Raw genomic sequence first — 25,427 nt, 5'->3', positions numbered from 1 at the left:
ATTATGGCACTAAAAACTTATGCTGAATTAGACATCAATATCACTGATGTCAATTCAACCACCCTTGTTCCAGCGTTAAACGGGCGACAGGGTGACAATAATCGTGAAGTATTCTTGTGGCTAAAAAACGGCAAGCAAGGATATGATTTGACAGGTAAAACTGTCACACTTTATGTAAAAGATGCAGCGGGCGTTGTAAAAACCGCCTCAACGATGAATGACCAGACTGGATTATCCACTGGTCATTTTTCTTTGCTCATTCCAAGCGCTGTTTATCAAGCGCCTGGTGCAGTGCAAGACTCATATATCCAAATCAAGCAAAATGACACCGTTACCACGTCAATTCCTGTTGCGTTCAATGTCGTGGAAAATACGATGTTGGTCACACAAACACAATCAGAAACATATTTGGATAGCGTTCAAAAGTTGGTTGATGATGCCAATAAGCGGTTAGCAACAGCTACAACGAATTTGCAATCAGTTGAGAATGCTATCCAAGCGTTGCAAGTAACTATCAACAATTTAAACAGCCAATTTAATTCAGATTTGTTCGCTCAAAAGGCCAAAGATAACACATTTACTGGCACTAACACATTTAATGGAAAGGGTGTGTTTAATGGTGACATTAATGCTAACTATGCCAAGGTTACTGGCAACATTGATGCTGGTGGTGATACTCACTTCAAGTCAACCACCCTAGACAGTTGGTCATTTGCAAATGGCGGATTTGAAGTGTCTGGTGGGTTGAAGAACCACGGAAACATCTTATCTGACACGTTGAACGTATCGGGCAATGTAACTGCTGGCGATGCTTCTCTTAAATCAGTTAATGCACCGGGTTGGTCAACGTTTTCTGGTGGAATTGATGCCACTAATATCACTAATGAAGGCTGGGCAAATTTCAAAAATGGAATTGCTGTGACAGCTGGAAATTCGACCTTTTCGGGTTCGATTGACTCAAAGAGAACCGTCCAGGCTGATATTTGGGATAACGGCCTAAATGGTCATTTGATTCGTTCTGGTAATCAAGTGACGATTCGTCTGTATGGAACTTTGATCTATGACCACGCATCATTTACCACGTTATTGTGGAGCATTCCAACTGGATACAGGCCTTTGGTTGAATCTGACATTTTGGCATCTGTTGGGTTTACTAAGGGGCTTATTCGAGTATTTCCAGATGGTTCAGCAGGCAATATTGATCAAACTTTTTACGCCACATCTGGCAAGAATAACGGCGGTGATAATGTGGCCTATGGATTTGGTTCATGGACGACAACAGACGATTTTCCATCATAAGGAGGTAACAAATGGCAGACGATACGCAAACAGTGACAGCAACACCACAACCAACAGAAGCACAGCAATCACCAATTGATGATGGCAACAAGACCTGGTGGTATGAATATGATGCCACGACATCAAAATACACACGGGCAATTTTTTCAAGCACACAGCCAGAAAATACAACAGCAGACGACCCACAAGGACTCTATGAACCAGTGTTTGATAAGACAGCAGGCAAGTGGACTGGGGAAACGGTTGATGACTTCATGAGCAAAATGAAGGCCCAAGCGGATGCGGTTGTTGATCCTGACAAGCAACAAACATCCCAAATGTTGCAAATGATTGTGGCATTAAAAGCCGAAGTTTCAACGCTTAAGGCGCAATCAGCAACCATAGCGACAACGACAGCACAGACTGCCGTGTCACAAACAGCCAGCCAGACAACTAGTCAATTAGCTAGTGAATCAACGACACAGTCGGCTAGTCAATCAACATCAGCAGTAACAGAAGGTGCTACAAATGCTTAACATGTTACAGGAATTATATCCACAGTACGTTGATAAGGCGTTCGTTCAGCAATGTGTGCAGGTTGGTTACTTGTCTGTGATTGATTACAAGTCACTGACGGGCGAGGATTACACAGGTTAGGAGGCGACATGCACTGGAGTTGGACTTTTTTTAATCAAATTGTTCCTACAATCAGCTCTATCGGTGGTTTTTTATATATTTTTTATAAGGTTGCTAAAAGTGACATCACTGAGCCGTTGCGAGAACAAAACGCAAAGCTGACAAATAGTATTGACCGTTTAAACGATACGATTTTGTCAATGAAAAAAGACGTTGATAATCTAGATGAAAAGCTAGACGATCACGAAAAACGAATCACAATCATGGAAACGACTGTTAAGACAATCACTCACGTTGATGAGTGATTTTTATTTTGGAGGAAAAATCAAATGAATTTTACTGATGCACAAGCACTTTTGACATTTGGCGCAATGTTGGTAATTATTTTTGCCCCACTTATTTATAAGGTAAACAACTATATCAAGGCACACACACGCAACGAACACATCAAGACGGCAACTGATATGGCGAATCAAGCAGTAGCAGCGTTGGTCAATTCAGACTTGAACACGTTGCCAAATCGTCAAAAGGCTGTGGCAGATTTGACCACACGAATTGCCAACAACAAGCTATCCAGCCATTTCACTAAGCAAGAAATTGAAAGCTATGTCGAAAAGGCCATTGCTGATTTGAACAAATAAGGAGGGCATACATGCTTAATTTTGCAGATATTTCATCAGTGCAAGGCACGAACCTATCTGGCATCTTGTCAGCCAATGATGGGGTGATTGTTAAGGCCACCGAGGGCAATTATTACGTCAACCCACAATTTAGCAACCAAGCTGGCCAAGTAACGTCAGCAGGTAAGTTGTTGGGTATTTACCACTTCATTAATGGTGGTGTGCCAGCCGAAACACAGGCACAGTATTTGTTGGATAACATCGGCGACTATGCCAACCGCAGTGATGTGCCATTGATTCTTGATTTTGAAAACAACGGGGCAACCAACGCTGATGGTAGTCCACAGTACCCACATTTGACAGGAACTGAAATCAAGCCATTTGCTGATTACATCAAGGCCAAGACAGGCAAGACCATTATGTTGTATGTTGGCCAGTCTGATGTGAAAAACTACAACTTGCAAAACATCGGCTTGCCAATGTGGGTGGCTGGTTATCCATTGAATGATGGGTCTGGCTACACACAAGAATTGCAGGAATGGGCAGATAGCCACTATTTCAGCGGGTTCAAAGACAAGATGTCCATGTGGCAGTACACGTCAACGCCTTATGACAAATCAGTCTTTTATGCTGACGAATCAGCCTGGAAGGGTCTGTCACTGGGAGGGCAAGTTGCCACGACACAGCCAGTAGTACAAAAGACTTCTATTCAAAAATTCAAGGAAGGTGGCGATAGGTTCGCATTACGTGGGTCATTTACTTGCAACACATGCCAGCGGGTCAACGGCATCTATCAAGTCATGGATGATGACTTGTGTGCTGACCCGTTTAGCTGGACAGACAACGGCATCCCAACTGGTTTGTTGAATGATTTGTCTGACCCAAGCGGACGAACTTTTGAAGACGGCGTACAGGTTCAATTTAAGCCACAGTATCAAACAGGTACGATTGACCGTTATTCAGTTAATGCCAACGCTGTTGGAATTGATTTCTTGGATGGTAATGGCCTGATTTGGTTCGATGCCGACAAGTTTTGGAATCACGCTTAATCAATGGGGCATTGCCCCGTACATATAATAGGAGGAAAATGATGGATAATAAAAAGTTGAACAAGTTGATTGCGGACGATAACAAGCATACGAACCACCTCGATAAGCGAATGAGCCGAATGATGCATGACCACAGTTATGATGTGATTGATGTAGACAAGCAGGTTCAGCAATCAATGACCTTTGGCCAAAAAGTAGCTGATAGGGTGGCCAAGTTTGGTGGAAGTTGGACGTTCTTAATTTCGTTCATCGTGATTCTAGTGGGTTGGATAACGGTCAACAGCCTACATCTATTTGGTGCTAATTTTGACCCGTTTCCATTCATCCTGCTCAACCTATTCTTGTCGATGGTGTCAGCACTTCAAGCGCCACTGATTATGATGAGCCAGAATCGTGCCAGCGATTATGACCGAATGAATTCCAAGAACGACTATCACATCAACTTGAAATCAGAAGAAGAAATCAGAATTCTACACTCAAAGTTGGACCATCTGATCCATGAAGACCAACCCAACAACATCAAGATTCAAAAGATGCAAATGCAGATGTTGGATGAAATCAGTAAGCAACTAGCCGAACTAAAAAAAAATAAATAAGCCCTGATGGGCGTACATATGATATAATCTAAACAACTCTTGTAGCTTTTCACTATTTGAGTTTTTCACATTAATGGCCTGCAATCGTGCAGGCTTTTTATATGATATAATTTATCGAACTCTTTTGAGTTCCTTAACTGTGAGGCCTACCAATTGTGGTAGGTCTTTTTTTAGTGCAATCAACGTCTGATATTGTAGGAAAAATAAATCCAAAAACTTTTGTAAAACCTATTGACTATATGACAACTGTCATATATACTGTAAATATAGTCAAGTACAGGAAAGAAAGAGGACAACATTATGACAGACGTACAAGCAGTAGCAACATTCATTGAAAACTGGAAGCAAGTAAACGACACAATTGATAAGTTCCATCATGAATCAGCATGGGACAACATGACACAGGAACAAGCAAATGTTATTAACGCTTTCCGAATCAAGCAAAGCGAAATGGAAGACACTTATGATTTCTATAGTCGTCAAGACGAAATCATGGTAAGCAGGTTGAACAACTGGTTAGTAGAAATTGCAAATTACAATGAATTTTACAACGACAACATCAAGAAATTGACAGCGATCACAGAAGCCTAACGGCTTTTTTATTTGGGAGAACATTATGGACATCAAACAGAAGATTGAAATTCTATTTAAGAGTGATTTAAGCGGATATGCAATTGCTAAACAGTCAGGGGTTAACCAGGCCGTTGTGAGTAAGCTAATGAATGGTCAGCGTGAAATTGGAAAACTATCACTAGATTCAGCTCAAAAGTTGGCTGATTTGTATGATGAACGAATTAACGAAGTTGAACTACCTGACAATTACAAAGTTATTCGTGAGGTCATGCGTCATGAATTTAAAGAAATTCTTGAAAGTCAGTTGGATCTATACAGGGAAGACCCAAACGGAGACGATAAATTAGTATTCAACTACTTACATGGCGAATTTTTGAAAGTGCTGAGTGACAATCAGGCTATTTTTGAAATGGCCGAATACGCTAATAGTATGGTTGAGCCAGTCCAGCAGATGATTGATGAATTATGATATAATTGACTTATCAAAAAATAACTAAAATCGTCCAAGAGGTAGCCGAGCAGATAGCTTGGCTATTTTTTGTTATTATGAGCTTATGGGCGCTGTTGTGAAGGTTACTATGACAATAAAAAGCGCCCCGAATCAATTAAGATTTGAGGCGTTTTTTTTAATGAAATACCCCACTTGTCCCCCAAAAGGGGTACAAACGTTGATATATCAACGTGTATCATGCACTGAGGGGGAGTCGAACCCTCGACCTGCCGGGTAGAAACCGGCTGCTCTATCCAGCTGAGCTACCAGTGCAAAAGATAGAAAACTAACACTATTAAGAATAGCAAAAAATAGACAAAATTACTATTAAAAATTTGTGGCAACAAAGAAGTGGGGGAAAGCCCGTTCGCCTATTGTTACAAGGAAATCCTTGTTATCTAGAGGTTCATCACTGATAATTGTGGGTACAGACATAAAAGGAGATAGAAATGTTAACTTATTTTTATTTGGCCGTGGCCATTATCGCTGAAACGACTGGTACGACTTTGATTGGCAGTACGGCTGGTTTTACAAAATTGTTACCGACAATTTTGACTCTTAGCTGCTATGCCCTATCCTTCTACCTTTTGGCGCTTGTCGTCAAATCGATGCCCGTTTACCTCGCTTATGCAATCTGGTCTGCAAGTGGTATACTAGTTGTCACGTGCTTAAGTGTTGTCTTGTTCAACGTGCATTTGAACTGGCAAACAATCGTTGGCCTGACCTTTTTGGTCCTAGGGGTGGTTTTGGTTAACATCTTTGGCAACGTACATTAAAATGTTCGGGGAAGACTGTCCCTGAGCCGTTGGAGGAGATTTATGAGTAACGAACAATCGACGTCTGGTTATACTTGGCAGGACGTAAAGACGAACATGAAACAGATTTTCACCTGGTCTTATTACAAAGAGGGATTTTCTGGTTGGGATAAGCAATCTTACATCTGGTTGGCAATTGGTCTAGTAGTCATCTTGGCTACCGGTTTCCCACATGGTTTGGAAACTTTGTCGATTTTGTCCATGATTGGTGGAGCAATCGGTTTCGCTTGTACTTTGGCTATTACGGCCAACAAGCGAATTAACGGCCTGCTTGGTTTTATCTCAGCAATTTTGATTTCTATTGTCGCCTTTCACTCAAAAAACTACTCTGATATCGTGATGCAGATGGTTTATGTGGTGTCATTGGATTTGAATTTCATGTTTTTTGGTAACGCATGGCAAAATCGGAAGATTAAGGCAATGAACACGAACGGTTGGCTTTTGGCTTTGGCAACGTTCGTGGTGGCGTTCTTCTTGCTCTTCATGATGGACACGCATTTGCTGATTTCCCCACGGCCATGGCTTGATGCTTTCTCTGCTGCGATTGGTGTAACAGGGGCTGCATTAACGATTGCCAAGTTCCACTCACAGTATTGGATGTGGACGTTGCAAGGCTTAATGTCAGTGACTCTTTGGGGAGTAACGGCATTGCAGGGGGACGCCAACTGGGTCTTGTTTGCAACTTATATCCTTTATTTAGGAAACGATGTGATTGGCTTGTTCTTCTCGCCATGGTCACGAGCTACAAAGGCAGCTAATGCTAAATAAGGCTTGGTAGCGGTCATATTTTTACCAACGAAAAAGGTCGATAATTGTCGTTTAGGACAATTATTCGACCTTTTGTGTTAATCTGCTTGATATTTAAGTCAATTTAATTCTTTGTTGTTATAATCAAGACAAGTTGAATCGCTTTATCCTTTTAAAGATTGGAGAAGTTACATGACTAAGAAGTTAACGGATGCTCGTGTCTTACGTTCAAGGCAGGTTCTTCGTTCAGCAGCGATTGAATTATTATCAAGAACAGATCGTTTCTCAATTGCCGAATTATTGTTGAAGGGTCGCGTGACTCGCGGAACCTTTTACCGACACTATAATAATAAGGCGGACTTGATCAATGATGTCAATCGGGAACTTATTCGTCAGTTTACGGAAAAGACTGAAGGGAAGTTTCGTGTACGTGAAGTGTTGGAAGTTATTTCAGAGCAAGGAATATTCTATAATGCCGTTTTGAATAACGGTCAGGATAAGTCTTTAATGGTTGATTTAATGGCTGCGCTACGCGAACAACGTGATCGAGCCTTGGCTGATGTAAGTGATGAAAAATTAAAGAAACACTTGATTTATCAGTGGGAAATCATTGTCGCTGGTTTTTGGGCTTGTGTGTCTTTGTGGCTACAAGATTCGATGGCGCTGACCTATGATGAAATTCTCGAAGAATTTCGTGAAATTTGGCGGGTAACGATGACGAGGACGAAAAAGACGGGACTATTACTTTTTGATTTTGACGTTTAGTTGTTAATGACGCAAAATTAAGTAAATCTAAATTAGTGAAGACGCATTGGAATCATTGTTTCGATTATGCGTCAAAACGGCTAAAAATAAAGATTTCCTTGATAAAACGAGGGAACTTTGATAAACTTAATTAGTTGTTAGCGCAGCTACAACCACACATCTCAGGTTCAAGAAGCTAGCAATAGCCGCCTCGAGATGGTGAGTCTAAGTATAAAAGGAGAATTCAATAATGGCCTACGCAATTATTGTTACTGGCGGCAAGCAATATAAAGTCGCTGAAGGCGATACCATCTTTGTTGAAAAGTTGGACGCACAAGAAGGGGACAAGGTTGTTTTCGACCAAGTCGTCTTGACTGACTCAAAGATCGGTACCCCATTTGTTGATGGTGCTAAGGTTTCTGGAACTGTTGAAAAGCAGGGTAAGGAAAAGAAGGTTGTTACTTTCAAGTACCGTCCTAAGAAGCATTCCCACACAAAGCAGGGACACCGCCAACCATATACACGCGTGAAGATTGATTCCATCGCGTAATCATCACTGTTAAAGGAGAATAGACTTATGTTGATGAATCAAGATAACTTGCAACTCTTTGCCCACCACAAGGGGGGTGGATCATCTGCCAACGGTCGTGACTCAGCTGGTCGTCGTTTAGGTACGAAGGTCGCTGATGGACAAGCCTTGACTGCTGGTTCAATCATTTACCGCCAACGTGGAACACACATCTACCCAGGTCAAAACGTTAAAAAGGGTGGCGATGACACACTTTTTGCTTTGACTGACGGTGTTGTTAAGTTCGAACGCAAGGGTCGCGACAAGCGCCAAGTTTCCGTTTATACTCGGGAAGAATACAATCAGTTACTTGCTAACGCCTAACTAATTGGGAAGAACAGCTTCGGCTGTTTTTTTTTGCCCAAATTTTGCTTTATTCGGTCTTTTGAAACATTGGACGAGCATTTTGTATTTCTTAAAATAAAATGAGAACTTTCTTTTAGAGAGCTTCAAACTTATGGTACAATAACCGCAAGATATATTAAAATTTGGAGGGTCATACCGTGGGATTTTATGAAGAACGTTTGAACAAGTTTCAAAAGCTGTTGAAGAAGTTGGACTTGCAGGGAATGATTATTTCCAATGCCTCGAACTTGAACTACCTGATTGGTTTTGGTGGGGTTCCTGGTGATGGTGTTTTGGTCGTATCATTGGCCGATGCCGCTTTCATCACCGATGCTCGTTACGAAAACGAGTATGTTGGTACGTTACCACAGGGCGTTTCATTGAAGGTTACGCGTCAATACTACGAAAAGGCTGTGGAAGTTGTTCGCGAATTTGGGATTGAAAAGCTTGGCTTCGAATCTGATTTGCCATACGCTTTCTATGAAGAGTTGGATGACTTGTTACCAGCCAATGTAAGTTTTGACGCCGTTCCAGGCGCTGTTGAAGCATTGCGCGAAACAAAGGATGATCAAGAAGCTGATGCCTTGCGTAAGGCTGCTCAAGCATCAATCAAAGCCTTCAATGCTTTGTTGAAGGAAGTTAAGGTTGGGATGACTGAAAAGGAAGTTGCCAACCGCTTGGATGTCTTGCAAAAGGAATTTGGGGCGGAAAAGCCTTCCTTTGAAACGATTGTCGCTTCTGGCTACCGTTCAGCGATGCCACACGGAATGGCCAGTGATAAGAAGTTAGAAGCTGGTGAATTGGTCACTGTTGACTTCGGTTACTACGTTGATGGCTACACTTCTGACGTTACCCGGACGTTTGCCTTGGGCGAAGTTGATCCTGAATTGAAGAAGATTTATGAAATCGTCAAGGAAGCTAACGAAAACACGATTGATGTTTTGAAGGCTGGTATTTCAGCTTCTGAAGTTGACCGCGTTGCCCGTGACTTTATCACGGAAAAGGGTTACGGCGAAGAATTCCAACACTCAACTGGCCACGGTGCTGGTTTGGATATTCACGAAGGTCCTTACCTTTCGTCACGGTCAAGTGATGAAGTTCAAGTTGGTAACCTTTTGACGGTTGAACCTGGAATTTATTTGGCCGGCAAGGGTGGTGTCCGGATTGAAGACGATGTTTTGATTACAAAGGACGGCCATGAAGTTTTGACTGCTGATTTGCCAAAGGACTTGATTGTTTTACCAGTTGACTAAATGTATAAGTGATTTCAATAAAGACCGAACTCGGATGTGTTCGGCCTTTTTTAATTTTGGAACATAACTTAGTGATTTAATTTGACTAGGTAATGAGATTTATTTAATTTTTATCAAAGAAGGCGTACTGCTATTCGACGATTTAGACCTTATTTTTTGTGGATACTTTTTTGATAAAAGCTTTCTGAAAAACGTCCTTTAATGATAAGATAAGATGAACGGGGGTAAGCTATGGAAGCCATACAATTACGACACACCAATGATTTGCATTCGCACTTTGAGGCCTGGCCACGCATACGTCGCTTTTTGCTAGCTGAAAAGACTGCGGATACAACCTTTAACTTCGATATTGGTGATGCTATTGACCGCTTCCATCCGCTAACCGACGCTACTTTGGGCAAGGCGAATGTCGACTTGATGAATGCTGCTCATTATGACGCTGTTACGATTGGTAATAATGAAGGTTTGGGCATGGCCCATGCTGATTTGAATCATTTATACGATCAAGCAAATTATCCGGTGATTCTGGCGAACTTGAAGGAATTACCAAGGGGAAATCAGCCTGCCTGGGCAGAACCTTACAAGATATTGACCACTAACAATCAGACGAAGGTGGCCATTATTGGTTTGACGGCTCCCTATCAAATGACTTACCGGTCACTGGACTGGCAACCACTACCGGTTGAAGACGTTTTGGACGACTTGGTGCCAAAATTGCGAAGAGAGGCTGACTTGGTAATCTTGCTTTCGCACTTGGGCTTACCCACCGACCGTGATTTGGCCGAAAAATACGATTTAGACGTGATTATTGGGGCACATACGCACCATGTTTTGCCTGATGGTGAAATGGATCATGGTACGTTGCTGGCGGCTGCAGGACGTTACGGCGACCATGCTGGCCAAATTGATTTGGTTGTAGACGACCAGCATCATGTGGTTTCGAAACAGGCACGAGCCATTCCTCTCGGTGAACTAGCAACCGAACCTGGTGATTTGGCTGAGATTCAGGCTCTCCATGATCGAGGGGCAGAGTTAGAAGAAGCAAAGAAAATTGTTCATTTTGATCATGAACAAACGATTTCCGACCAAGGTCAAGCTTGTTTAGACGCGTTGAAGGAAACGACGGGCTTGCCCGTTGCCTTTTGTTCTTCTGGCTTGTTCTTACAGGATTTGCCGGAAGGAACGGATACGGCTGAAGACTTCCTAGAATCCATGCCACATGCGATTCACCCAATGGTGACGACTTTAACTGGGGCGGAATTGATGGCCTTGGCCGCTGAGTTCCAAGAGCGGCGCACTGATTTGGTCGATCAAAAGATGAAGGGGTCTGGTTTCCGCGGTAAGGTCTTTGGTCACCTATTGATTGATGGCCTTGACCGTGATGATGACGGCCAATTGCGGTATGCTGGTCGGGTAGTTGAACCGGAAAAAGCTTATCAAATTGCAACTTTGGACCATTATCGCTGGATTAACTTTTTTCAAGTGTTGGATGAGGCGCCCGCTAAAATCAATCAAAAAATCTTTCTGCGCGAATTACTCGCACAATATTATCAAAAACATGCCCAGTAGATTGAAGAGCTACTGGTGGCTGAAGAGGAATTATGAACCACGAAAGTCTTAAAGAACGGACAATTACCCAACAAGCTGAGCGTGAAAAAGAATTTCAGGTCAGCGTTTTTGGGGATGAAATTACTATCGATGGGTTGAAGTTGACTTTGCAGGAAAACTTCAAGGATGCCTTTGATGCGAGCAAATTAGCAATCCGCTATACGCCACTTTTAAAGCAGTATGACTACATTGTTGGCGACATTTCGGCAGACCAATTGCGCTTGCGCGGTTTTTACCAAGAAGACCGGGAAGTGACTGTTGACCAAAAAATCAGTGCCTTGGCTGATTATCTGTATGAATATGTTAATTTCGGTGCCCCTTACTTTGTCTTATCGAATGCTGCTCCGGCCTTCCGTCCTGTCAGGGTTCATGATTTCCTAGCCGACTGGGAAGCTGCTAATCCTAAAAAGCCAGTGCGTAAGCCATCAAGTCCAAAGAAACCGACTAATGGCCGTAAAACTGCTAAGGTTTCCAATGGTCGCAACCAACGCCCAAGCAACAGTGGTGGACGGGATAGTGACCAAAGAAAGAATAGCAGTGGTTCGGCTAAGCGTGGTCAAAACGGAAACGGCTCAAGGCGGAATAATAATCAACATCGCTTTAAAAAAATTGAGCGGAATACCAATGAGGCGGTTCAAGAATCATCTAATCAGAAGCAGGGGGAGGAATCTGCTAGTCAAGCTTCTGCTAAGAAGGAGTCGACAGTTAATAACCGTCACCGCAATCAACAGCAGAAGGCCAACCAGGCCGGTGGACCAAGACGCAAGCGTCAAGGAACGAAGAGCGGTCAAGGTAGCGGTCAACGCCAAAAATCGAAGACTCAAGGTCAAAACCGTCAGGATGGGTTCAACCAGAAGAACACTCGCCAAGGTCAAAGTACCAAGGCGGGCCAGGCTGGTAAGAATTCAAAGTTGCAACGGGCAAAGCAAGGCAATAACATTTCACCTAATTCGCCAAAGCAAACTTCCGTCCCTTCAAAGGGTAAAAATACACAATCTTGTGCAAAATCAGCCAATAATAAGCGTTCCTTTACGATTAAGGAACGACAATAACAAGTATAAAACCAGTAATCGCAATCGATCACTGGTTTTATTTTGACAATCGAAGTATTTCTTGCTAATATTTTAGTTACCTAATCAAATTAAATAGGGTTACTAAAAAAGAGGAGCATGTTGATGACACCAACATCACGTTTACAAGACTTAACGAAAGGCGCTGTTTTTGTTGCGCTATTAATTGTTTTTGCAATGATTCCAGGAATTCCGCTTGGTTTCTTACCGGTACCAATCGTGTTACAAAACCTGGCTGTTATGCTGGTTGTCCTGATTTTAGGACCAAAACGGGGAACGATGGTGATGGCTGTCTTCTTACTTTTGGCAGCTGTCGGTCTGCCTGTCCTTTCCGGTGGTCGAGGTGGTTTAGCTGTCTTGACTGGTCCAACAGCTGGTTATATTTGGGCTTGGTTGCTTTTCCCGGCTGTTTACTGGGGTTTGAATCGCTTGGTTTTTGGTCATCGAAACTTAGCCCAACCAGCTTGGTGGCAGAGTGTTGTTTTACTAATCATCGTTGATTTGATTTTAGACTTTGGCATGGGAGCCGCTTGGCTGCACTTCAACCAGGGGCTTGGCTTCTGGTCTGCCTACTGGGCAAACATGGCCTTTGTCCCGGGTGATCTCCTTAAAATCGCATTGGCAGTCTTCTTGGATCAAGCTCTTTGGCAGGCGAGTCAGCATTAAGGTTTTAGCGGTTGCGGGGAGGCTGCTTTGCGGCCGTACTAGTCGGTGACGATTGGAAGGAAGACTTGATGAAAAAACAGGAACTCAGCACTAAAAATCGGGTTCTGACCATTCTATTAACGCAGCCCGGTGTTTATTTTTCTGGCGACAGCTTGGCCCAGTCCTTGGATTTATCACGCGAATCAATCTGGAAAGCCGTGCGGTCGTTAAAGGCTGACGGCCATCAAATTGCGAGTCGTAAGAAGGCTGGCTATGCTTACTTACGCAGTCAGCAAGTGGATGCTCTCGTGCTAAATCAGTGGCTGCATCTTTTGGGTTCTGATTTGGTTGAAAATCAGCAGCCAGTGGTGCAAGTTTTTGAACAAATTGGTTCTACCCAGGCCTATGCAAAGGATATGGTTGCCAAGCAGCCTTTGATAAGACCGGCCTTGCTGGTTGCTCGAGAGCAAAGTGGGGGCTATGGTCGCCAGGGTAGAGCATTTTATTCGCCAAAGGATAGGGGATTATATGTCTCGCTAGCACTGCCCATTCCGGTTAATACACAGCTATCACCCAGTCTCTTAACGACATCGGCCGCTGTTGCTCTAGTTCAGGGACTGCAAACTTTTTTCCCGGCCGCTCCCTTTCAACTAAAATGGGTCAACGACCTGATTTTGCACGGCCATAAAATTGGTGGCGTGATTACAGAAGGCGTTTTTGATTTTGAGAGCCAGCAATACTCGGCTGTGATTCTTGGCTTTGCCATTAACTTGATGCCGGGTGCTTTTCCGAATGGGCTCGAGTCCAAGGCGGGGACAGTGCTGGCAGACAGCGAAGCTGATTTGGACTTAAATGTGATTTTAGCTCAATTGGTCGTGAACCTCTTAAAAATGGCAGATACTTACCAAAACGGTGACTATCTGCCGGTTTACCGCAAGCTTTCCTTATTGATTGGCCACGCCATTACTGTTAAGGTTGGTACAGATGAAAAAACAGGGGTAGTGACTGGTATTAGCGACCAGGGTGGTTTAATCATGGTTGAGGATAATACAGGACAACCGCAAACGCTTTATGCGGGTGAGGTGACCAAGGTCAAGCTCCTGGAAAACTTAAATTTGTAGGAAAGAGAATTGCCGACATGGACTTTGTATTTGCTTCGAATAATTCTGCTAAAACCAAGGAAATGGCCGTTTTGGCTCATGAAATGGGCCATAGCGTGACCAATTATCGGGATATCTTGGGAAAGGAATTGGCTTTTCCGGAGGAAACGACCGATTCACAGTTAGAAAACGCAAAGGCCAAAGCCACTTTTATTCACCAGTATTTGCCGGATGATTGGATTTTGGCTGATGACACTGGCTTATACTTGCAGGCTTTTCCCGACCGTTTTGGCGTCACCTCTTCGCGTGAATTTAAAAGCTTGAATGTGATTGGTAAGGAAGCCGAGATTAACTATATTTTGAGCCTTTACGACCAAGGGCAGGATCGGTCGGCCTATCTTTTGGCTGTTTTGGCAGCCTGCAGTCCAGCTGGCCAATTGTATACTGGTGCCGGAAAGGGTGGCGTTAAGATTGCCACGGAACCACGGCGTGGAGACTTAATTGGTGGATTGGACGACATTATGGAGGCCGAGAACGGGTTGACTTTGTCCGAAATGACCCTGTCTGAATTAGTCACCTATCACGACCGTGCCCGAGCTTTAGTTCAGGTTTTAGAGGGAATTAAAGCGGCAAATTAACCAAACTCTTTTCAAAAATCAGAAAGTAACACTGGACCGATTGCCACTGTGTTGATACGAACGACGAAATTTGGATGAACAAGTTTCGGGATTCATATCCATGGTGGCGTCGGTTTTTCTTTTGGTAGATTTCATGGTGGCTTTTGATTAAAGGCCTCGATTTTTGAAAAAGACAGCTAATCATGCTAAAATAGTAAGGTTGATTTTACTGGGCTTTTAAAAAAGCCGAAAGGAGGGCTTATGACAACTGCTAAGAGTGCATTTTGGCAAAAGATTGTGGATGAAGCCAAAGATGAAAACGGGAACAAGCGGCCATTCTTTTCAATGGCACCAATGGAAGCAGTCACGGATACAATTTTCCGTCGTGTGGTTGCCAAAGCTGGTGGGCCGGATGTGTATTATACGGAGTTCACGAACGCTGCCTCAATGGTTCACCCTGAGGCAAAGTTTTCCGTTCAGGGTCGGTTAGCGGTTGCGCCGGGCGAAAAAATGCCGATTGCTCAAATCTGGGGATCAAAGCCAGAAGTGATTGCTGGAGCAGCTAAGTTGCTTCCTGAAATGGGTTATCAGGCCGTTGATTTAAACATGGGTTGCCCAGATGGCACGGTTATCAAGAACGATGCCGGATCTGATTTGATCCGCCATCCGGACCGAGCCAAGGCATTAATCGCTGCAGCCAAGGAAAGTGGTCTGCCCGTATCTGTGAAGACGCGGCTAGGATTTTATAAAGTCGAGGAGTACCACGACTGGTTGACGATGATTTTTGAACAGGATGTTCAAGTTCTGACAATTCATTTGCGGACTCGAAAGGAAATGTCAAAGGTTGATGCTCACTTCGAGTTGATCGATGACATTATTGCCATGCGTGATCGGTTGGCACCGGATACACTTCTCCAAATCAATGGGGATGTCAAGGACTACGAGCATGGTTTGGCCTTGGTTGCCGAACACCCTGGTATTGATGGGGTGATGATTGGCCGTGGCGTCTTAAACGACCCATACGCCTTTGAACCAGGCCATCAGGACCACACTTTGGCAGAATCAATCGCTCTTTTGGAATTGCAATTGGACTTGTTTGATGAAGTGAATAAGACGGCTTCTATCAAGAACTTTGAAGCATTGAAGCGTTACTTTAAGATTTACCTGCGGGGCTTCCCTCATGCTTCTCAGTTGCGCCAATTGCTGATGGAAACTCACGCAACTGATCAAGTGCGGGCTTTATTGGCGGAACACGTTGGTGACCTCTTACAGGCACCTGCACGTTAAGGGATCTCATCATTGTGATTGGTTAAGCCGCGATGAGATAAGCCAACAAATTAAGACATATTGTTTGAATAAGTAAAAAGGACTGATAACCGGTATTTTTCGGTGTCAGTCCTTTTAAGTTGCTTTTAAATTGTAGTAGTGAATGTATTTTTGCTGGCTTTATCAAGAGTGGTAAATCGGCGTTCTTTTTATTTTTGCATGGTATTGAATAAATCGATGATAAATGTCTAAAAACAGCTTTATACCAATGTTTTCGAGGGCTTTATGCTATAGTATTTGTATAGCAAACAAGCGTGAATGGTGGCTATCCTTTTTCAAAGGAGGTGGTGCTATGGTGTCAAAACCAACAATCACATTCTAAGAAAGGAGATGCCAAGGTGTCGGTGACGACTGCCTTACAATTAATGCTGGCTTTCGGAACTTTTGTTCTGATATTGCTGGTATTAGTGATTGAGCTTATTAAATTAAGCCAAAAAAATAACCATCACAAGCTTTGACGAGCTGATGGTTATTTACAATAACTAAAGGTAGCCACCGTTTTACGGGTTTGCTAGAAAGCGTTGTAGTTGCCACTACAGCGCTTTTTCTACACCATCATTATAACACCAAGATGTCCGAGTGCCAATAGGGAGGTTGGGATGAGTGTTAAAATGCACGTGGACGCGATGAATGATTTGAGTTCTGGTTTTAGTTAATGCTATAATAGCAGTATTGAATAAAAACTTTGGTTGAGGTCATACTCAAGGCGGAGCCTAACGGGGGAGTTAGGTTCACTTGGAGTGGGCCTTTTTCTTTGCTCATTTCAAGCTGATCTGGCTATAAATGAGGAGGAAGAAAATGACGATTTGGACATTTGGATTGATTTTGTTTGGGGCCTTGATGATGTCTTGGTTAGCGGAGCGCTTGCGCCTGCCGACGGTTGTTGGTCAAATTGGTGCAGGAATTATTTTGGGACCGGCAGGTTTTCATCTGCTGTCTGCTAATCACAGTTTGGCCACGTGGGCAGAGGTCGGGGTTTTGCTCTTGATGTTTCTGGCTGGGATTGAATCTGATTTAGGATTGTTAAAGCGCCATGCCCGACAGGCAGTGACGGTTGCTCTAGCTGGAGTGATCACACCCTTTGCGGTCTTTTTGATTTTGGGATTGATTCTGGGGATGACGGATGAAAAGTCTCTTTTTTGGGCGGTGCTGTTCTCGGCCACATCCGTTTCAATTACGGCGCAAATTTTAACCGAATATCATCAGGTCAAATCAGATGCCGGGGCGACAATCTTGGGAGCAGCCGTTTTAGATGATATTTTGGCGATTTTGATGTGGACGGTCTACCAAACGGTCTTTGGGATTGGCGAGGAGACTCAGCGCCCCCTATGGTTCACCATTTTATTGATGGTCATGTTTTTACTTGTGCTAATAGCGGTTTTGCTTTACGTGCTACCCAAAATTTTGCCAGCAATCGGTCGCTTGTCGCTACCGGGGGCTGTTCTGACTTTTGCACTGGTCATTGTTTTACTCAGTGCAACCTTGTCAGAGAAAATTGGCCTTTCGGGAGCCATCGTGGCCTTTGTTGTCGGCGTGCTCTTTTCTCGACAGAAATCAGCCGCGGCGATTGAACACGGCGTCACTTTAATTGGTCAAACCGTCTTTATTCCGATTTTCTTTGTTAATATCGGGTTAAAGGTTACTCTGGCCGGCCAGTTAGCTAATCTGCCGTTGATTGCACTTTTGACAGTCTTCGCGATTTTGACGAAGTTCTTTGGGGCCTACTTTGGAGCTCGGCTAGTCAAGGTGCCGGTTCGTGATGCTCGGGTTGTCGGTGTTGGCATGGTTTCACGTGGTGAAATGGCGATTGTGATTGCTGATTTGGCACTGTCAGCTCATGCGTTGAGTTCGGGTCATTATGCAATGTTGACCCTAGTGATTCTGTTAACGACAATTTTCACGCCGATTGCCTTAAAACCTTTATTAAGAAAATAAGTGGACTGATAACTTGAATAGCCATTGGTTTATGGGACGTGAAATCAACGAAAACGAAATAAGTCAACTGATAGGGAATTATAGTCCTTCTATAACAGACAATTTAGCTGACAGAAAATGACTGCAGATAAGACCGAGTTTTCTCGGTCTTTTTTTGCTAAAAAAGGCTTGGTTTCAGTCTTTTTAAAGGTTCGCTTTTTGTTGGCCTATGCTATAATGAGTCTATGCGATTAACTAGACAAGATGTGACAAAAATTTTACAAAAACACGACCTACTCGTCAGCGAACCAACTGATGATTTGGTCTTTGACCATGTCCACTATGACACCCGTCAGGTTCAGGACCAGACGCTCTTTGTTGTTAAGGGGGCCTTTAAGGCGGAATACCTCGACGGAGTTGATGGTGTGACAGCTTTGGTAGCTGACCATGATTTGGGTACTGATTTGCCTCAGTGGTTGGTGAACGATAGCCAAAAAGCTCTGTCGGTGTTGTCGATGGCCTACTTTGATTATCCACAAGACCAGCTTTGGATTGGTGCCTTTACGGGAACCAAGGGGAAGACAACGGCGGCCTACTTTGCCTATACGATGCTGAAGGAAGCAACTGCAGGAAAGACGGCTTTGTTTTCAACGGTCGATCGAATTGTTGGCCCTAAGCCGGCGGATAAGAAGAAATCAGATTTGACCACACCCGAATCCTTTGAGCTCTTTAAAGATATGCGTCGAGCAGTTGACAATGGGATGACCCACTTGGTGATGGAAGTTTCCTCACAGGCATATTTGCGCAACCGTGTTTATGGTTTGCGCTTTAATGTGGGCGCCTTTTTGAATATTTCACCGGACCATATCGGACCAAACGAGCATCCAACTTTTGCTGATTATTTGGCACATAAGGAGATGCTGTTGGATAATTCCGACCACGTGATTTTAAACGCGGGAATGGACCACTACCAGGAAATCTTTGACCGCGCTGCTAGTCGACATGACCGGGTGCTGACTTATGGTCGCGCCGGAACGACACCTGTTAATGGTCAGCAACCATTAGTGACCTTTACGAGTCAAGAGTCCGCTTTGCACGAGTCACATTTTACGGTGACAGCTGGTGCGGCGGTGCCTGATTTACAGGTGATTAGTGGTGGCTACCGCTTGAACTTGCCTGGCGACTTTAACGAGGAAAACGCCGTGGCGTCGCTCATGATGGTCGGGCTAGCCGGAGCTGACCATCAGTCAATGGTGAAGGGGCTGGATGAAGTCACGATTCCAGGTCGGATGCTTTCATTAAAGTTGCCTGGTCACGGGGTCGCTTTTGTCGATTACGCCCATAACTACGTTTCCTTACTATCGCTTTTGGCCTTTGCCAAGGCGCAGTCCCCAGACGGACAAGTCATTGTGGTTTTGGGTGCACCAGGAAATAAAGGTGTTTCCCGCCGAGCTGATTTTGCTAAGGTCTTGTCACAAAAGGCTGACCAGGTCTTCTTAACGGCTGACGACCCCCAATACGAAAGCCCATTGACAATTGCTCAAACGATTGCTGATGGTATCACGAATGACCATGTCCTAGTTCACTTTGAGATGGACCGGATTACTGCCATTCACCAGGCGATTGATTTAGCTGGCGAAAACGACTTGGTTGTCGTTGCCGGTAAGGGTGAGGATCCTTACCAAAAGGTTAACGGAGTCGATACACCTTACATCGGTGATTATGCCGCTGTGAAGGAATGCCAGCAGGCCCTTTTGGCCGGCCAGGGATTACTCGTGGAGGATTAGCCATGACAGCTTTTTACCAAGATAAAAACGTCCTTTTAGCCGTAACGGGCGGTGTCGCAGCCTATAAGGCAGCCGAATTAACGCGTCTGTTGATTAAGGCTGGGGCCAATGTGAAAGTGGTGATGACGGATGTGGCCCAAGAATTTTTACCAGCCAAGACTTTGGCGGTGCTTTCGACGCATCCCGTTTTGACTGATGTGAGTTGGCAAGGACCTAGCAGCGCTGTTGACCACGTTCACTTAGCGAAGTGGGCTGACTTGATTGTGCTGGCACCTTTGACGGCCAATACCCTGGCTAAATTAGCTTTGGGACTGGCCGACAACGTGTTAACGGCAACGGTCATGGCTAGTGCAGCCCACAAGGTGGCTGTACCCGCGATGAATGACGTGATGTGGAGTAATCCCGCGGTGCAGCGTAATGTAAATCAGCTGAAAATAGATGGTTATGACTTTATCGGACCAGCTAGTGGTTTTTTGGCCGAAGGCTATGAAGCCAAGGGCAGAATGGTAGAACCGACTGAAATCGTGACAGATATTGCTGATTTACACTCTGACAACTTCCAAGATGCTGTTTTCGAAGAGAAGCCCTTAGCCGGCAAAAAAGTTGTAATTACTGCGGGTGGAACGCGAGAACCAATCGATCCAGTGCGCTATTTGACCAATAAGTCTTCTGGTAAAATGGGTTATGCCTTAGCCGAAGCTGCCCGTGCAGCCGGTGCAACCGTCACATTGGTCGCGGCCACCTCACGACAGGTAAGCCCAGCTATTCAGGTTATTTTGGTTGGTGATACGAGAGAGATGTTGGCAGCCGTTCAAAAAGAAATGGCCACAGCTGATGTTTATATCGGCGCTGCGGCGGTATCTGATTTCCGGGTTGCTGAAGTAGCTGATCACAAGGTTAAGAAGCACGGTGATGAGCACATGATTTTAGATTTGGTGCAAAATCCCGACATCTTAAAGACCGTTGGCGAGGCGAAAAAGCCAAGACAGGTTGTCGTTGGTTTTGCGGCCGAAACCGAAAACCTGGTCGAAAATGCCCAGGCAAAATTAGTCAAAAAGCATGCCGATTTGATTGTGGCGAATAATGTTTTAGAGGAAGGCGCTGGCTTTAACAAGGATACAAACAAGGTGACGTTGGTCACCGCTGACCAAGAGCCAATCCAGGTAGCGGCCAAATTGAAGACAGAAGTTGCTGAAGACATTATCGCTCTGGTAGCTGATTTACTAACATCTTAAAACTTTATGGTATAATAGTGACCTATATGAAAGTAAGCAGGAGGCTGTGATGAGCAAGGAAGACGAAAAGCAAGAATCCAAGTATCACGTGGGGGATGAGTTGCTCGCCCCAGCATACGGAAATCTGGAAAACCCCTTTACCGGTAAGGTTGAAAAGGTTTACGAAAATGCATTGTTGGTCGAAATCATCGAAAATGATCCAGCCGACCAACCAGCCGTCAATGAAATGAACCACCGCGCTGTTGTTCGAATGGCCGATGTGGAAGTCATCAAGGCAGCACCCCAGGACAAAAAGTCTGAATAAGACATCCTGGTTGTAATTGAAAAAGATAGAAGGCAGGTGCCCAGCTTTGCAGTGACCTTAACGTTAGTGTGAGTTAAGGGCTGGCCCTGGCCCGCGCGGCTTTTTCTGCTCAGAATTTGATAACAAAGTGGCCATTAAGGCTATTAGAGTGGTACCGCGGGCAGGGCTCGTCTCTTTGGTTAATAAGAGACGAGTCCTCTTTTGCAAGATAGTGAAATTTTTAATAAAAGGATAATACAATGGCAACGAATCAAGCAGTGACTTCCGCCTTACAGGCGGTCCTACCTGACATGACAGCTGAAGAAATCGCAAGCAAGGTGGAAGCGCCCAAGGATACTAAGATGGGTGACTTGGCCTTTCCAACTTTTACTTTGGCAAAGGTCTTAAAGAAGGCCCCACAGCAAATTGCAGCCGACCTTGTCGAACAAATCGACCAAAGTGGCTTTGAAAAGGTTGTCGCAACCGGCCCTTACATCAACTTCTTCTTGGATAAGAAGGCGATGACACAAGAGACATTGACTGCTGTTTTGACGGCTGGCGACCAATACGGAAAGAATGACCGAGGTCAGGGGCGAAACATCGCTTTGGATATGTCATCACCAAACATTGCTAAGCCAATGTCAATGGGACACTTGCGTTCAACAGTGATTGGCAATGCTTTGGCGAACTTAGCTGAAGAAAACGGTTACCAGCCAGTTAAAATTAACCATCTTGGTGACTGGGGAACCCAGTTTGGTAAGCTGATTTACGCTTATAAGACATGGGGATCGGAAGAAGAAGTTAAGGCCGACCCAATTGCCACTCTCTTGAAGTACTATGTGGAATTCCACGATAAGGCGAAGAAAGACCCATCATTGGATGATGAGGGTCGTGCTTGGTTTAAAAAGCTTGAAGATGGCGACCCAGAGGCGAAGCGCTTATGGGCCTGGTTCCGTGAGGAATCATTGAAGGAATTTACGGAAATTTATGACCGCTTGGGCATCGAATTTGATTCCTTTAATGGGGAAGCTTTCTACAACGACAAGATGGATAAGGTCGTTGATATGTTGGAAGCAAAGAACCTCTTGCAGGAATCACAAGGGGCGCAAATCGTTGACTTGTCCTCAATCAATGAGAACTTGACCCCAGCGATGATTAAGCGAACTGATGGTGCTACTTTGTACATGACTCGTGATTTGGCAGCGGCCATTTACCGTAAGGAAACTTATGATTTTGCGAAGTCTTTGTATGTCGTTGGTGGCGAACAGCGTGAGCACTTTGTGCAATTAAAGGCTGTTTTGACTTTGCTTGGATTACCATGGGCGGACGATGTTGAACACATTTCCTTTGGTTTGATTACCTTTAACGGTAAGAAGATGTCAACTCGTAAGGGTGACGTTGTCTTGTTGAAGGATGTTTTGGATGATGCCCACGAGCTGGCTCTTTCACAAATTAACGAAAAAAATCCTGATTTGGCCAATAAAGACCAGGTTGCCGAAGAAGTCGGTGCTGGAGCGGTGGTCTTCCACGATTTGATGAATGACCGGACCAACAACTTTGACTTTAACCTTGGCGAAGTCGTTCGCTTTGAAGGGGATACCGGACCATACGTGCAGTATACGAATGCACGGGCTCAATCAATCCTTCGGAAAGCTGGCGTTGTGGTTGACGAAGGGCAAATCAGTCTCGATGATTCACAAACATGGGACATTGTGACAACTTTGGCGAATTTCCCTGATACTGTTGCGCGGGCTTTTGACCACCGCGAACCATCAGTGATTGCTAAATATGCATTAACGCTGGCTCGCTCATTCAATAAGTACTATGCTAATTCTAAGATTTTGGCAGAAGATGAAAACTTGAATGGTCGTCTCGCTTTGGTGAAGGCCGTATCCACGACTTTGACAATTGCACTCTCAATTCTTGGTGTGCAAGCACCAAAGGAAATGTAAAAACTCTTTTTATCGGTGACCACCTGTGCGTTATGCGGCAGGCATGAGCCCTGTTGGTTAAAGGAAAACGGATGAAAGCAAAATTTTCACTTAAAAATACAGCCTTTTGGAAACGAACGGCCCCGACTTGGAATCGCTATCAAATCGGTCGACTTCTGATTCTGATTTTTATGTCGCTGTTCTTAGTGACCTCAGTCTACTTAGTGACGATGGCCAAGACGACGCACGTACAGAAACTGGAATCATCACTGTCACAAACGACGAATATCTACGATAGTTCGAATAACTACGCTGGGTCGTTGTACTCGCAAAAGGGTACGTATGTTAAATATGATCAGATTTCACAGAACATGCGCGATGCCGTTTTGTCGATTGAAGATCGTAACTTTTATAAGGAACACGGGTTCTCCGTTTCTGGCCTTGGTCGAGCAGCATACTTGTTTGTTCGTAACCGCTTGACCGGTTCACATGTTATCTCTGGTGGTGGGTCAACGATTACTCAGCAACTGGTAAAAAATGCCTATTTGACTCAAGAGCAAACCTTTACTCGAAAAGCCAAAGAAATTTTCTTGTCCATGCAAGTTGAACAGGTTTATGCGAAAAATCAGATTTTGACGATGTACCTGAATAATGCATGGTTTGGTCATGGTGTTTGGGGGGTTGAAGATGCTTCAGAGAAGTACTTTGGTGTTCACGCCAAGGACTTGACAACCGAACAGGCAGCTACTTTGGCCGGTATGCTGACGAATCCATCTGGATTTAACCCAATTGATAATCCAGACCGATCGAAGGCTCGAAGAAATTTGGTTTTGCAAACAATGTATGAAAACAAGAAGCTGACTAAGGAGCAGGAAAAGACTGCTCAGGCAACTGACATTGTGCTGCATGACAACTATACGGGTGATGAATCGTATCATTATCCATGGTTCTTTGATGCCGTGATGAACGAAGCCGTCAATAAGTACGGTTTGGATGAAAAAGACATCATGAACCGGGGGTATAAAATCTATACAACCCTGAACCAAAAAGACCAGGAAAACATGCAAAATGATTTCCAGAAGAGTAGTCTCTTTGGAAATCAGTCACAGGCACAGGCGGCTTCGATTGTCTTAGATGCTAAGACGGGTGGTGTTCGAGCCGTTATTGGTGGCCGTGAAACCCAACATACTTTCCGTGGCTTTAACCGTGCCACTCAGTCACAATTGCAACCCGGATCCATTATTAAGCCTTTGGTTGTTTATGCGCCAGCATTGGAAGCGGGTTACAGTATCAATACCAAGTTACCTAATAAGAAGATGACCTTTGGTACGAATAATTATTCGCCAAATAATGCGCTGAATGTCGAAACGGCCGATGTACCAATGTATGTGGCCTTAGAGCATTCTTACAATATTCCAGCTGTTTATTTGCTGAATAAGTTAGGTGTAAATGTTGGTTGGGACTCTGGTAAAAAGTTTGGCTTGCCACTGGTTGATGCAGATAAAAACTATGCTTTGGCCCTTGGTGGTTTGACGACTGGTGTGTCACCATCTCAAATGGCGTCCGCCTATACGGCTTTTGCAAACGGTGGAACGATGTCACAAGCCCACTATATTACCAAAATTGTTGATTCTTCTGGCAAGGTGATTGTGGCTCAGCCAAAGGTAACTCAAAAGCAAGTGATTTCAAAATCAGTTGCGGATAATATGACAAAAATGATGCTTGGTACTTATACCAGCGGAACTGGAACGGGTGCAGCACCATCTGGTTATAAGATTGCCGGTAAAACTGGAACTACTGAAAATCCTAATGATTCAAACAATGCGAACTCCTCAAAGGATTCATGGGCTGTGGCCTATACCAAGGATATCGTTCAAGTTTCTTGGGAAGGTTTGGAAGGCGACAATACGAGTTCTCTACCAATCGGCTTGATGGGGACAATTGGTTACTTCGTGAAGACTTCATTGGGTCAAATTTTACCAAATACGACAGGTGATAACTTTAGTGTTTCAGACGCTAGTCAAACGAACACTAGCAATACTAATACTTCATCATCTTCATCATCAAATTGGTTCACGAACGCAGCAAATAACTTTAGTAACGGTGTGAATACCACAGTTGCTGGTGCGGCTAAAGTATGGGATACTATTACAGGAGCATTTAAATAGTAATTATTAGTGATTTCACTACTCCGATT

At 44.2% G+C, this 25,427-nt stretch carries 28 protein-coding genes, 1 tRNA gene and 1 other annotated feature; of the genes, 28 read left to right on the top strand and 1 reads right to left on the bottom strand.

Translation table 11 applies throughout. The features are described from left to right. Positions 1 to 3: 3 nt before the first annotated feature. The 9 genes from AABI08_RS06700 (at position 4) to AABI08_RS06660 (ending at position 5,221) form a co-directional block, all read left to right on the top strand. Positions 4 to 1,299, top strand: a complete 1,296-nt coding sequence (locus tag AABI08_RS06700) for a BppU family phage baseplate upper protein (protein WP_338344529.1) — start codon at positions 4 to 6, stop codon at positions 1,297 to 1,299. An 11-nt stretch (positions 1,300 to 1,310) separates the two neighbouring features. Then, positions 1,311 to 1,814, top strand: a complete 504-nt coding sequence (locus AABI08_RS06695; protein WP_338344528.1) for a hypothetical protein — start codon at positions 1,311 to 1,313, stop codon at positions 1,812 to 1,814. Then, on the top strand, positions 1,807 to 1,935 hold the full coding sequence (locus AABI08_RS06690; protein WP_338344527.1) for a hypothetical protein: 129 nt from the start codon (positions 1,807 to 1,809) through the stop codon (positions 1,933 to 1,935). Before AABI08_RS06695 ends, AABI08_RS06690 begins: the two co-directional genes overlap by 8 nt. Before the next feature lie 8 nt (positions 1,936 to 1,943). Further along, positions 1,944 to 2,219: a hypothetical protein gene (locus AABI08_RS06685; protein ID WP_338344526.1), complete on the top strand. Its 276-nt coding sequence runs from the start codon at positions 1,944 to 1,946 to the stop codon at positions 2,217 to 2,219. 24 nt (positions 2,220 to 2,243) lie between these two features. Beyond that, a complete protein-coding gene (locus AABI08_RS06680; RefSeq protein ID WP_338344525.1) occupies positions 2,244 to 2,555 on the top strand; it encodes a hypothetical protein in 312 nt (103 codons plus the stop codon). 11 nt (positions 2,556 to 2,566) lie between these two features. After that, on the top strand, positions 2,567 to 3,583 hold the full coding sequence (locus AABI08_RS06675; protein WP_338344524.1) for a GH25 family lysozyme: 1,017 nt from the start codon (positions 2,567 to 2,569) through the stop codon (positions 3,581 to 3,583). Positions 3,584 to 3,624: 41 nt separating this feature from the next. Next, positions 3,625 to 4,179: a DUF1003 domain-containing protein gene (locus AABI08_RS06670; RefSeq protein WP_338344523.1), complete on the top strand. Its 555-nt coding sequence runs from the start codon at positions 3,625 to 3,627 to the stop codon at positions 4,177 to 4,179. Between the two features lie 300 nt (positions 4,180 to 4,479). Beyond that, positions 4,480 to 4,770 (top strand): hypothetical protein, encoded by a 291-nt coding sequence (locus AABI08_RS06665; protein WP_338344522.1) that lies wholly within the window; start codon positions 4,480 to 4,482, stop codon positions 4,768 to 4,770. A gap of 25 nt (positions 4,771 to 4,795) precedes the next feature. Continuing rightward, entirely contained in the window at positions 4,796 to 5,221 is a 426-nt protein-coding gene (locus tag AABI08_RS06660) for a helix-turn-helix domain-containing protein (RefSeq protein ID WP_338344521.1), read from the top strand. A 220-nt stretch (positions 5,222 to 5,441) separates the two neighbouring features. On the opposite strand, the gene AABI08_RS06655 is transcribed toward AABI08_RS06660, so the two are convergent. Continuing rightward, positions 5,442 to 5,515 (bottom strand) — tRNA-Arg (locus tag AABI08_RS06655). Between the two features lie 176 nt (positions 5,516 to 5,691). Here AABI08_RS06655 and AABI08_RS06650 point away from each other — a divergent pair. The 19 genes from AABI08_RS06650 (at position 5,692) to AABI08_RS06565 (ending at position 25,398) form a co-directional block, all read left to right on the top strand. Continuing rightward, positions 5,692 to 6,018, top strand: coding sequence for a DMT family transporter (locus tag AABI08_RS06650; protein ID WP_059393431.1), 327 nt, complete (start codon positions 5,692 to 5,694; stop codon positions 6,016 to 6,018). Positions 6,019 to 6,060: 42 nt separating this feature from the next. After that, complete coding sequence (gene pnuC / locus AABI08_RS06645) at positions 6,061 to 6,825, top strand: nicotinamide riboside transporter PnuC (protein WP_338344384.1); 765 nt, start codon at positions 6,061 to 6,063, stop codon at positions 6,823 to 6,825. A gap of 171 nt (positions 6,826 to 6,996) precedes the next feature. Next, a complete protein-coding gene (locus AABI08_RS06640; RefSeq protein WP_059393429.1) occupies positions 6,997 to 7,569 on the top strand; it encodes a TetR/AcrR family transcriptional regulator in 573 nt (190 codons plus the stop codon). Positions 7,570 to 7,709: 140 nt separating this feature from the next. Then, positions 7,710 to 7,785: a sequence feature (ribosomal protein L21 leader region), on the top strand. Positions 7,786 to 7,798: 13 nt separating this feature from the next. Beyond that, positions 7,799 to 8,098 (top strand): 50S ribosomal protein L21, encoded by a 300-nt coding sequence (gene rplU, locus AABI08_RS06635; RefSeq protein ID WP_047975142.1) that lies wholly within the window; start codon positions 7,799 to 7,801, stop codon positions 8,096 to 8,098. 27 nt (positions 8,099 to 8,125) lie between these two features. Further along, positions 8,126 to 8,440: a 50S ribosomal protein L27 gene (gene rpmA / locus AABI08_RS06630; protein WP_047975143.1), complete on the top strand. Its 315-nt coding sequence runs from the start codon at positions 8,126 to 8,128 to the stop codon at positions 8,438 to 8,440. A 179-nt stretch (positions 8,441 to 8,619) separates the two neighbouring features. After that, positions 8,620 to 9,714 carry a M24 family metallopeptidase gene (locus tag AABI08_RS06625; RefSeq protein ID WP_168778231.1) on the top strand — a complete coding sequence of 365 codons (1,095 nt, stop codon included), beginning with the start codon at positions 8,620 to 8,622 and terminating at the stop codon, positions 9,712 to 9,714. A gap of 231 nt (positions 9,715 to 9,945) precedes the next feature. Next, positions 9,946 to 11,283 (top strand): bifunctional metallophosphatase/5'-nucleotidase, encoded by a 1,338-nt coding sequence (locus AABI08_RS06620; protein ID WP_338344385.1) that lies wholly within the window; start codon positions 9,946 to 9,948, stop codon positions 11,281 to 11,283. A 32-nt stretch (positions 11,284 to 11,315) separates the two neighbouring features. Next, positions 11,316 to 12,374 (top strand): YutD-like domain-containing protein, encoded by a 1,059-nt coding sequence (locus AABI08_RS08435; protein ID WP_421823476.1) that lies wholly within the window; start codon positions 11,316 to 11,318, stop codon positions 12,372 to 12,374. A 123-nt stretch (positions 12,375 to 12,497) separates the two neighbouring features. Continuing rightward, the gene (locus AABI08_RS06610) at positions 12,498 to 13,058 is read left to right on the top strand and encodes a biotin transporter BioY (RefSeq protein ID WP_338344386.1); all 561 of its coding nucleotides are present in this window, start codon (positions 12,498 to 12,500) and stop codon (positions 13,056 to 13,058) included. Between the two features lie 68 nt (positions 13,059 to 13,126). After that, a complete protein-coding gene (locus tag AABI08_RS06605) occupies positions 13,127 to 14,158 on the top strand; it encodes a biotin--[acetyl-CoA-carboxylase] ligase (protein WP_338344388.1) in 1,032 nt (343 codons plus the stop codon). Between the two features lie 17 nt (positions 14,159 to 14,175). After that, positions 14,176 to 14,775: a non-canonical purine NTP pyrophosphatase gene (locus AABI08_RS06600; RefSeq protein WP_338344389.1), complete on the top strand. Its 600-nt coding sequence runs from the start codon at positions 14,176 to 14,178 to the stop codon at positions 14,773 to 14,775. 240 nt (positions 14,776 to 15,015) lie between these two features. Continuing rightward, positions 15,016 to 16,041 carry a tRNA dihydrouridine synthase gene (locus AABI08_RS06595; RefSeq protein WP_338344390.1) on the top strand — a complete coding sequence of 342 codons (1,026 nt, stop codon included), beginning with the start codon at positions 15,016 to 15,018 and terminating at the stop codon, positions 16,039 to 16,041. Between the two features lie 293 nt (positions 16,042 to 16,334). Then, positions 16,335 to 16,538, top strand: a complete 204-nt coding sequence (locus tag AABI08_RS08430) for a putative holin-like toxin (RefSeq protein WP_421823503.1) — start codon at positions 16,335 to 16,337, stop codon at positions 16,536 to 16,538. Between the two features lie 340 nt (positions 16,539 to 16,878). Continuing rightward, complete coding sequence (locus AABI08_RS06590) at positions 16,879 to 18,015, top strand: cation:proton antiporter (RefSeq protein ID WP_338344392.1); 1,137 nt, start codon at positions 16,879 to 16,881, stop codon at positions 18,013 to 18,015. Between the two features lie 224 nt (positions 18,016 to 18,239). Continuing rightward, a complete protein-coding gene (murE, locus tag AABI08_RS06585) occupies positions 18,240 to 19,781 on the top strand; it encodes a UDP-N-acetylmuramyl-tripeptide synthetase (RefSeq protein WP_338344394.1) in 1,542 nt (513 codons plus the stop codon). Between the two features lie 2 nt (positions 19,782 to 19,783). Further along, on the top strand, positions 19,784 to 21,016 hold the full coding sequence (coaBC, locus tag AABI08_RS06580) for a bifunctional phosphopantothenoylcysteine decarboxylase/phosphopantothenate--cysteine ligase CoaBC (protein ID WP_338344395.1): 1,233 nt from the start codon (positions 19,784 to 19,786) through the stop codon (positions 21,014 to 21,016). Between the two features lie 49 nt (positions 21,017 to 21,065). After that, positions 21,066 to 21,320: a hypothetical protein gene (locus AABI08_RS06575; RefSeq protein WP_252773868.1), complete on the top strand. Its 255-nt coding sequence runs from the start codon at positions 21,066 to 21,068 to the stop codon at positions 21,318 to 21,320. Between the two features lie 239 nt (positions 21,321 to 21,559). Next, positions 21,560 to 23,251 carry an arginine--tRNA ligase gene (gene argS, locus AABI08_RS06570; protein WP_338344398.1) on the top strand — a complete coding sequence of 564 codons (1,692 nt, stop codon included), beginning with the start codon at positions 21,560 to 21,562 and terminating at the stop codon, positions 23,249 to 23,251. 71 nt (positions 23,252 to 23,322) lie between these two features. Beyond that, entirely contained in the window at positions 23,323 to 25,398 is a 2,076-nt protein-coding gene (locus AABI08_RS06565; RefSeq protein WP_338344400.1) for a PBP1A family penicillin-binding protein, read from the top strand. Positions 25,399 to 25,427: the final 29 nt, after the last annotated feature.

It is taken from the genome of Fructobacillus evanidus (assembly GCF_963580165.1).
GTDB classification, from domain to species: Bacteria; Bacillota; Bacilli; order Lactobacillales; family Lactobacillaceae; genus Fructobacillus; species Fructobacillus evanidus.
Note: the sequence above shows the minus strand (reverse complement) of the source record. Positions and strands in the feature narration are given on the sequence as shown.

Coding starts and splice junctions, on each gene's coding strand:
- AABI08_RS06565 (WP_338344400.1), top strand. CDS start 23,323: ATGAAAGCAAAATTTTCACTTAAAAATACAGCCTTTTGGAAACGAACG.
- AABI08_RS06670 (WP_338344523.1), top strand. CDS start 3,625: ATGGATAATAAAAAGTTGAACAAGTTGATTGCGGACGATAACAAGCAT.
- AABI08_RS06640 (WP_059393429.1), top strand. CDS start 6,997: ATGACTAAGAAGTTAACGGATGCTCGTGTCTTACGTTCAAGGCAGGTT.
- AABI08_RS06575 (WP_252773868.1), top strand. CDS start 21,066: ATGAGCAAGGAAGACGAAAAGCAAGAATCCAAGTATCACGTGGGGGAT.
- AABI08_RS06690 (WP_338344527.1), top strand. CDS start 1,807: ATGCTTAACATGTTACAGGAATTATATCCACAGTACGTTGATAAGGCG.
- coaBC (WP_338344395.1), top strand. CDS start 19,784: ATGACAGCTTTTTACCAAGATAAAAACGTCCTTTTAGCCGTAACGGGC.
- argS (WP_338344398.1), top strand. CDS start 21,560: ATGGCAACGAATCAAGCAGTGACTTCCGCCTTACAGGCGGTCCTACCT.
- AABI08_RS06650 (WP_059393431.1), top strand. CDS start 5,692: ATGTTAACTTATTTTTATTTGGCCGTGGCCATTATCGCTGAAACGACT.
- AABI08_RS06665 (WP_338344522.1), top strand. CDS start 4,480: ATGACAGACGTACAAGCAGTAGCAACATTCATTGAAAACTGGAAGCAA.
- AABI08_RS06620 (WP_338344385.1), top strand. CDS start 9,946: ATGGAAGCCATACAATTACGACACACCAATGATTTGCATTCGCACTTT.
- AABI08_RS06590 (WP_338344392.1), top strand. CDS start 16,879: ATGACGATTTGGACATTTGGATTGATTTTGTTTGGGGCCTTGATGATG.
- AABI08_RS06700 (WP_338344529.1), top strand. CDS start 4: ATGGCACTAAAAACTTATGCTGAATTAGACATCAATATCACTGATGTC.
- AABI08_RS06605 (WP_338344388.1), top strand. CDS start 13,127: ATGAAAAAACAGGAACTCAGCACTAAAAATCGGGTTCTGACCATTCTA.
- rplU (WP_047975142.1), top strand. CDS start 7,799: ATGGCCTACGCAATTATTGTTACTGGCGGCAAGCAATATAAAGTCGCT.
- AABI08_RS06695 (WP_338344528.1), top strand. CDS start 1,311: ATGGCAGACGATACGCAAACAGTGACAGCAACACCACAACCAACAGAA.
- AABI08_RS06660 (WP_338344521.1), top strand. CDS start 4,796: ATGGACATCAAACAGAAGATTGAAATTCTATTTAAGAGTGATTTAAGC.
- AABI08_RS06675 (WP_338344524.1), top strand. CDS start 2,567: ATGCTTAATTTTGCAGATATTTCATCAGTGCAAGGCACGAACCTATCT.
- AABI08_RS06680 (WP_338344525.1), top strand. CDS start 2,244: ATGAATTTTACTGATGCACAAGCACTTTTGACATTTGGCGCAATGTTG.
- AABI08_RS06600 (WP_338344389.1), top strand. CDS start 14,176: ATGGACTTTGTATTTGCTTCGAATAATTCTGCTAAAACCAAGGAAATG.
- AABI08_RS06595 (WP_338344390.1), top strand. CDS start 15,016: ATGACAACTGCTAAGAGTGCATTTTGGCAAAAGATTGTGGATGAAGCC.
- rpmA (WP_047975143.1), top strand. CDS start 8,126: ATGTTGATGAATCAAGATAACTTGCAACTCTTTGCCCACCACAAGGGG.
- murE (WP_338344394.1), top strand. CDS start 18,240: ATGCGATTAACTAGACAAGATGTGACAAAAATTTTACAAAAACACGAC.
- pnuC (WP_338344384.1), top strand. CDS start 6,061: ATGAGTAACGAACAATCGACGTCTGGTTATACTTGGCAGGACGTAAAG.
- AABI08_RS06610 (WP_338344386.1), top strand. CDS start 12,498: ATGACACCAACATCACGTTTACAAGACTTAACGAAAGGCGCTGTTTTT.
- AABI08_RS08435 (WP_421823476.1), top strand. CDS start 11,316: ATGAACCACGAAAGTCTTAAAGAACGGACAATTACCCAACAAGCTGAG.
- AABI08_RS06685 (WP_338344526.1), top strand. CDS start 1,944: ATGCACTGGAGTTGGACTTTTTTTAATCAAATTGTTCCTACAATCAGC.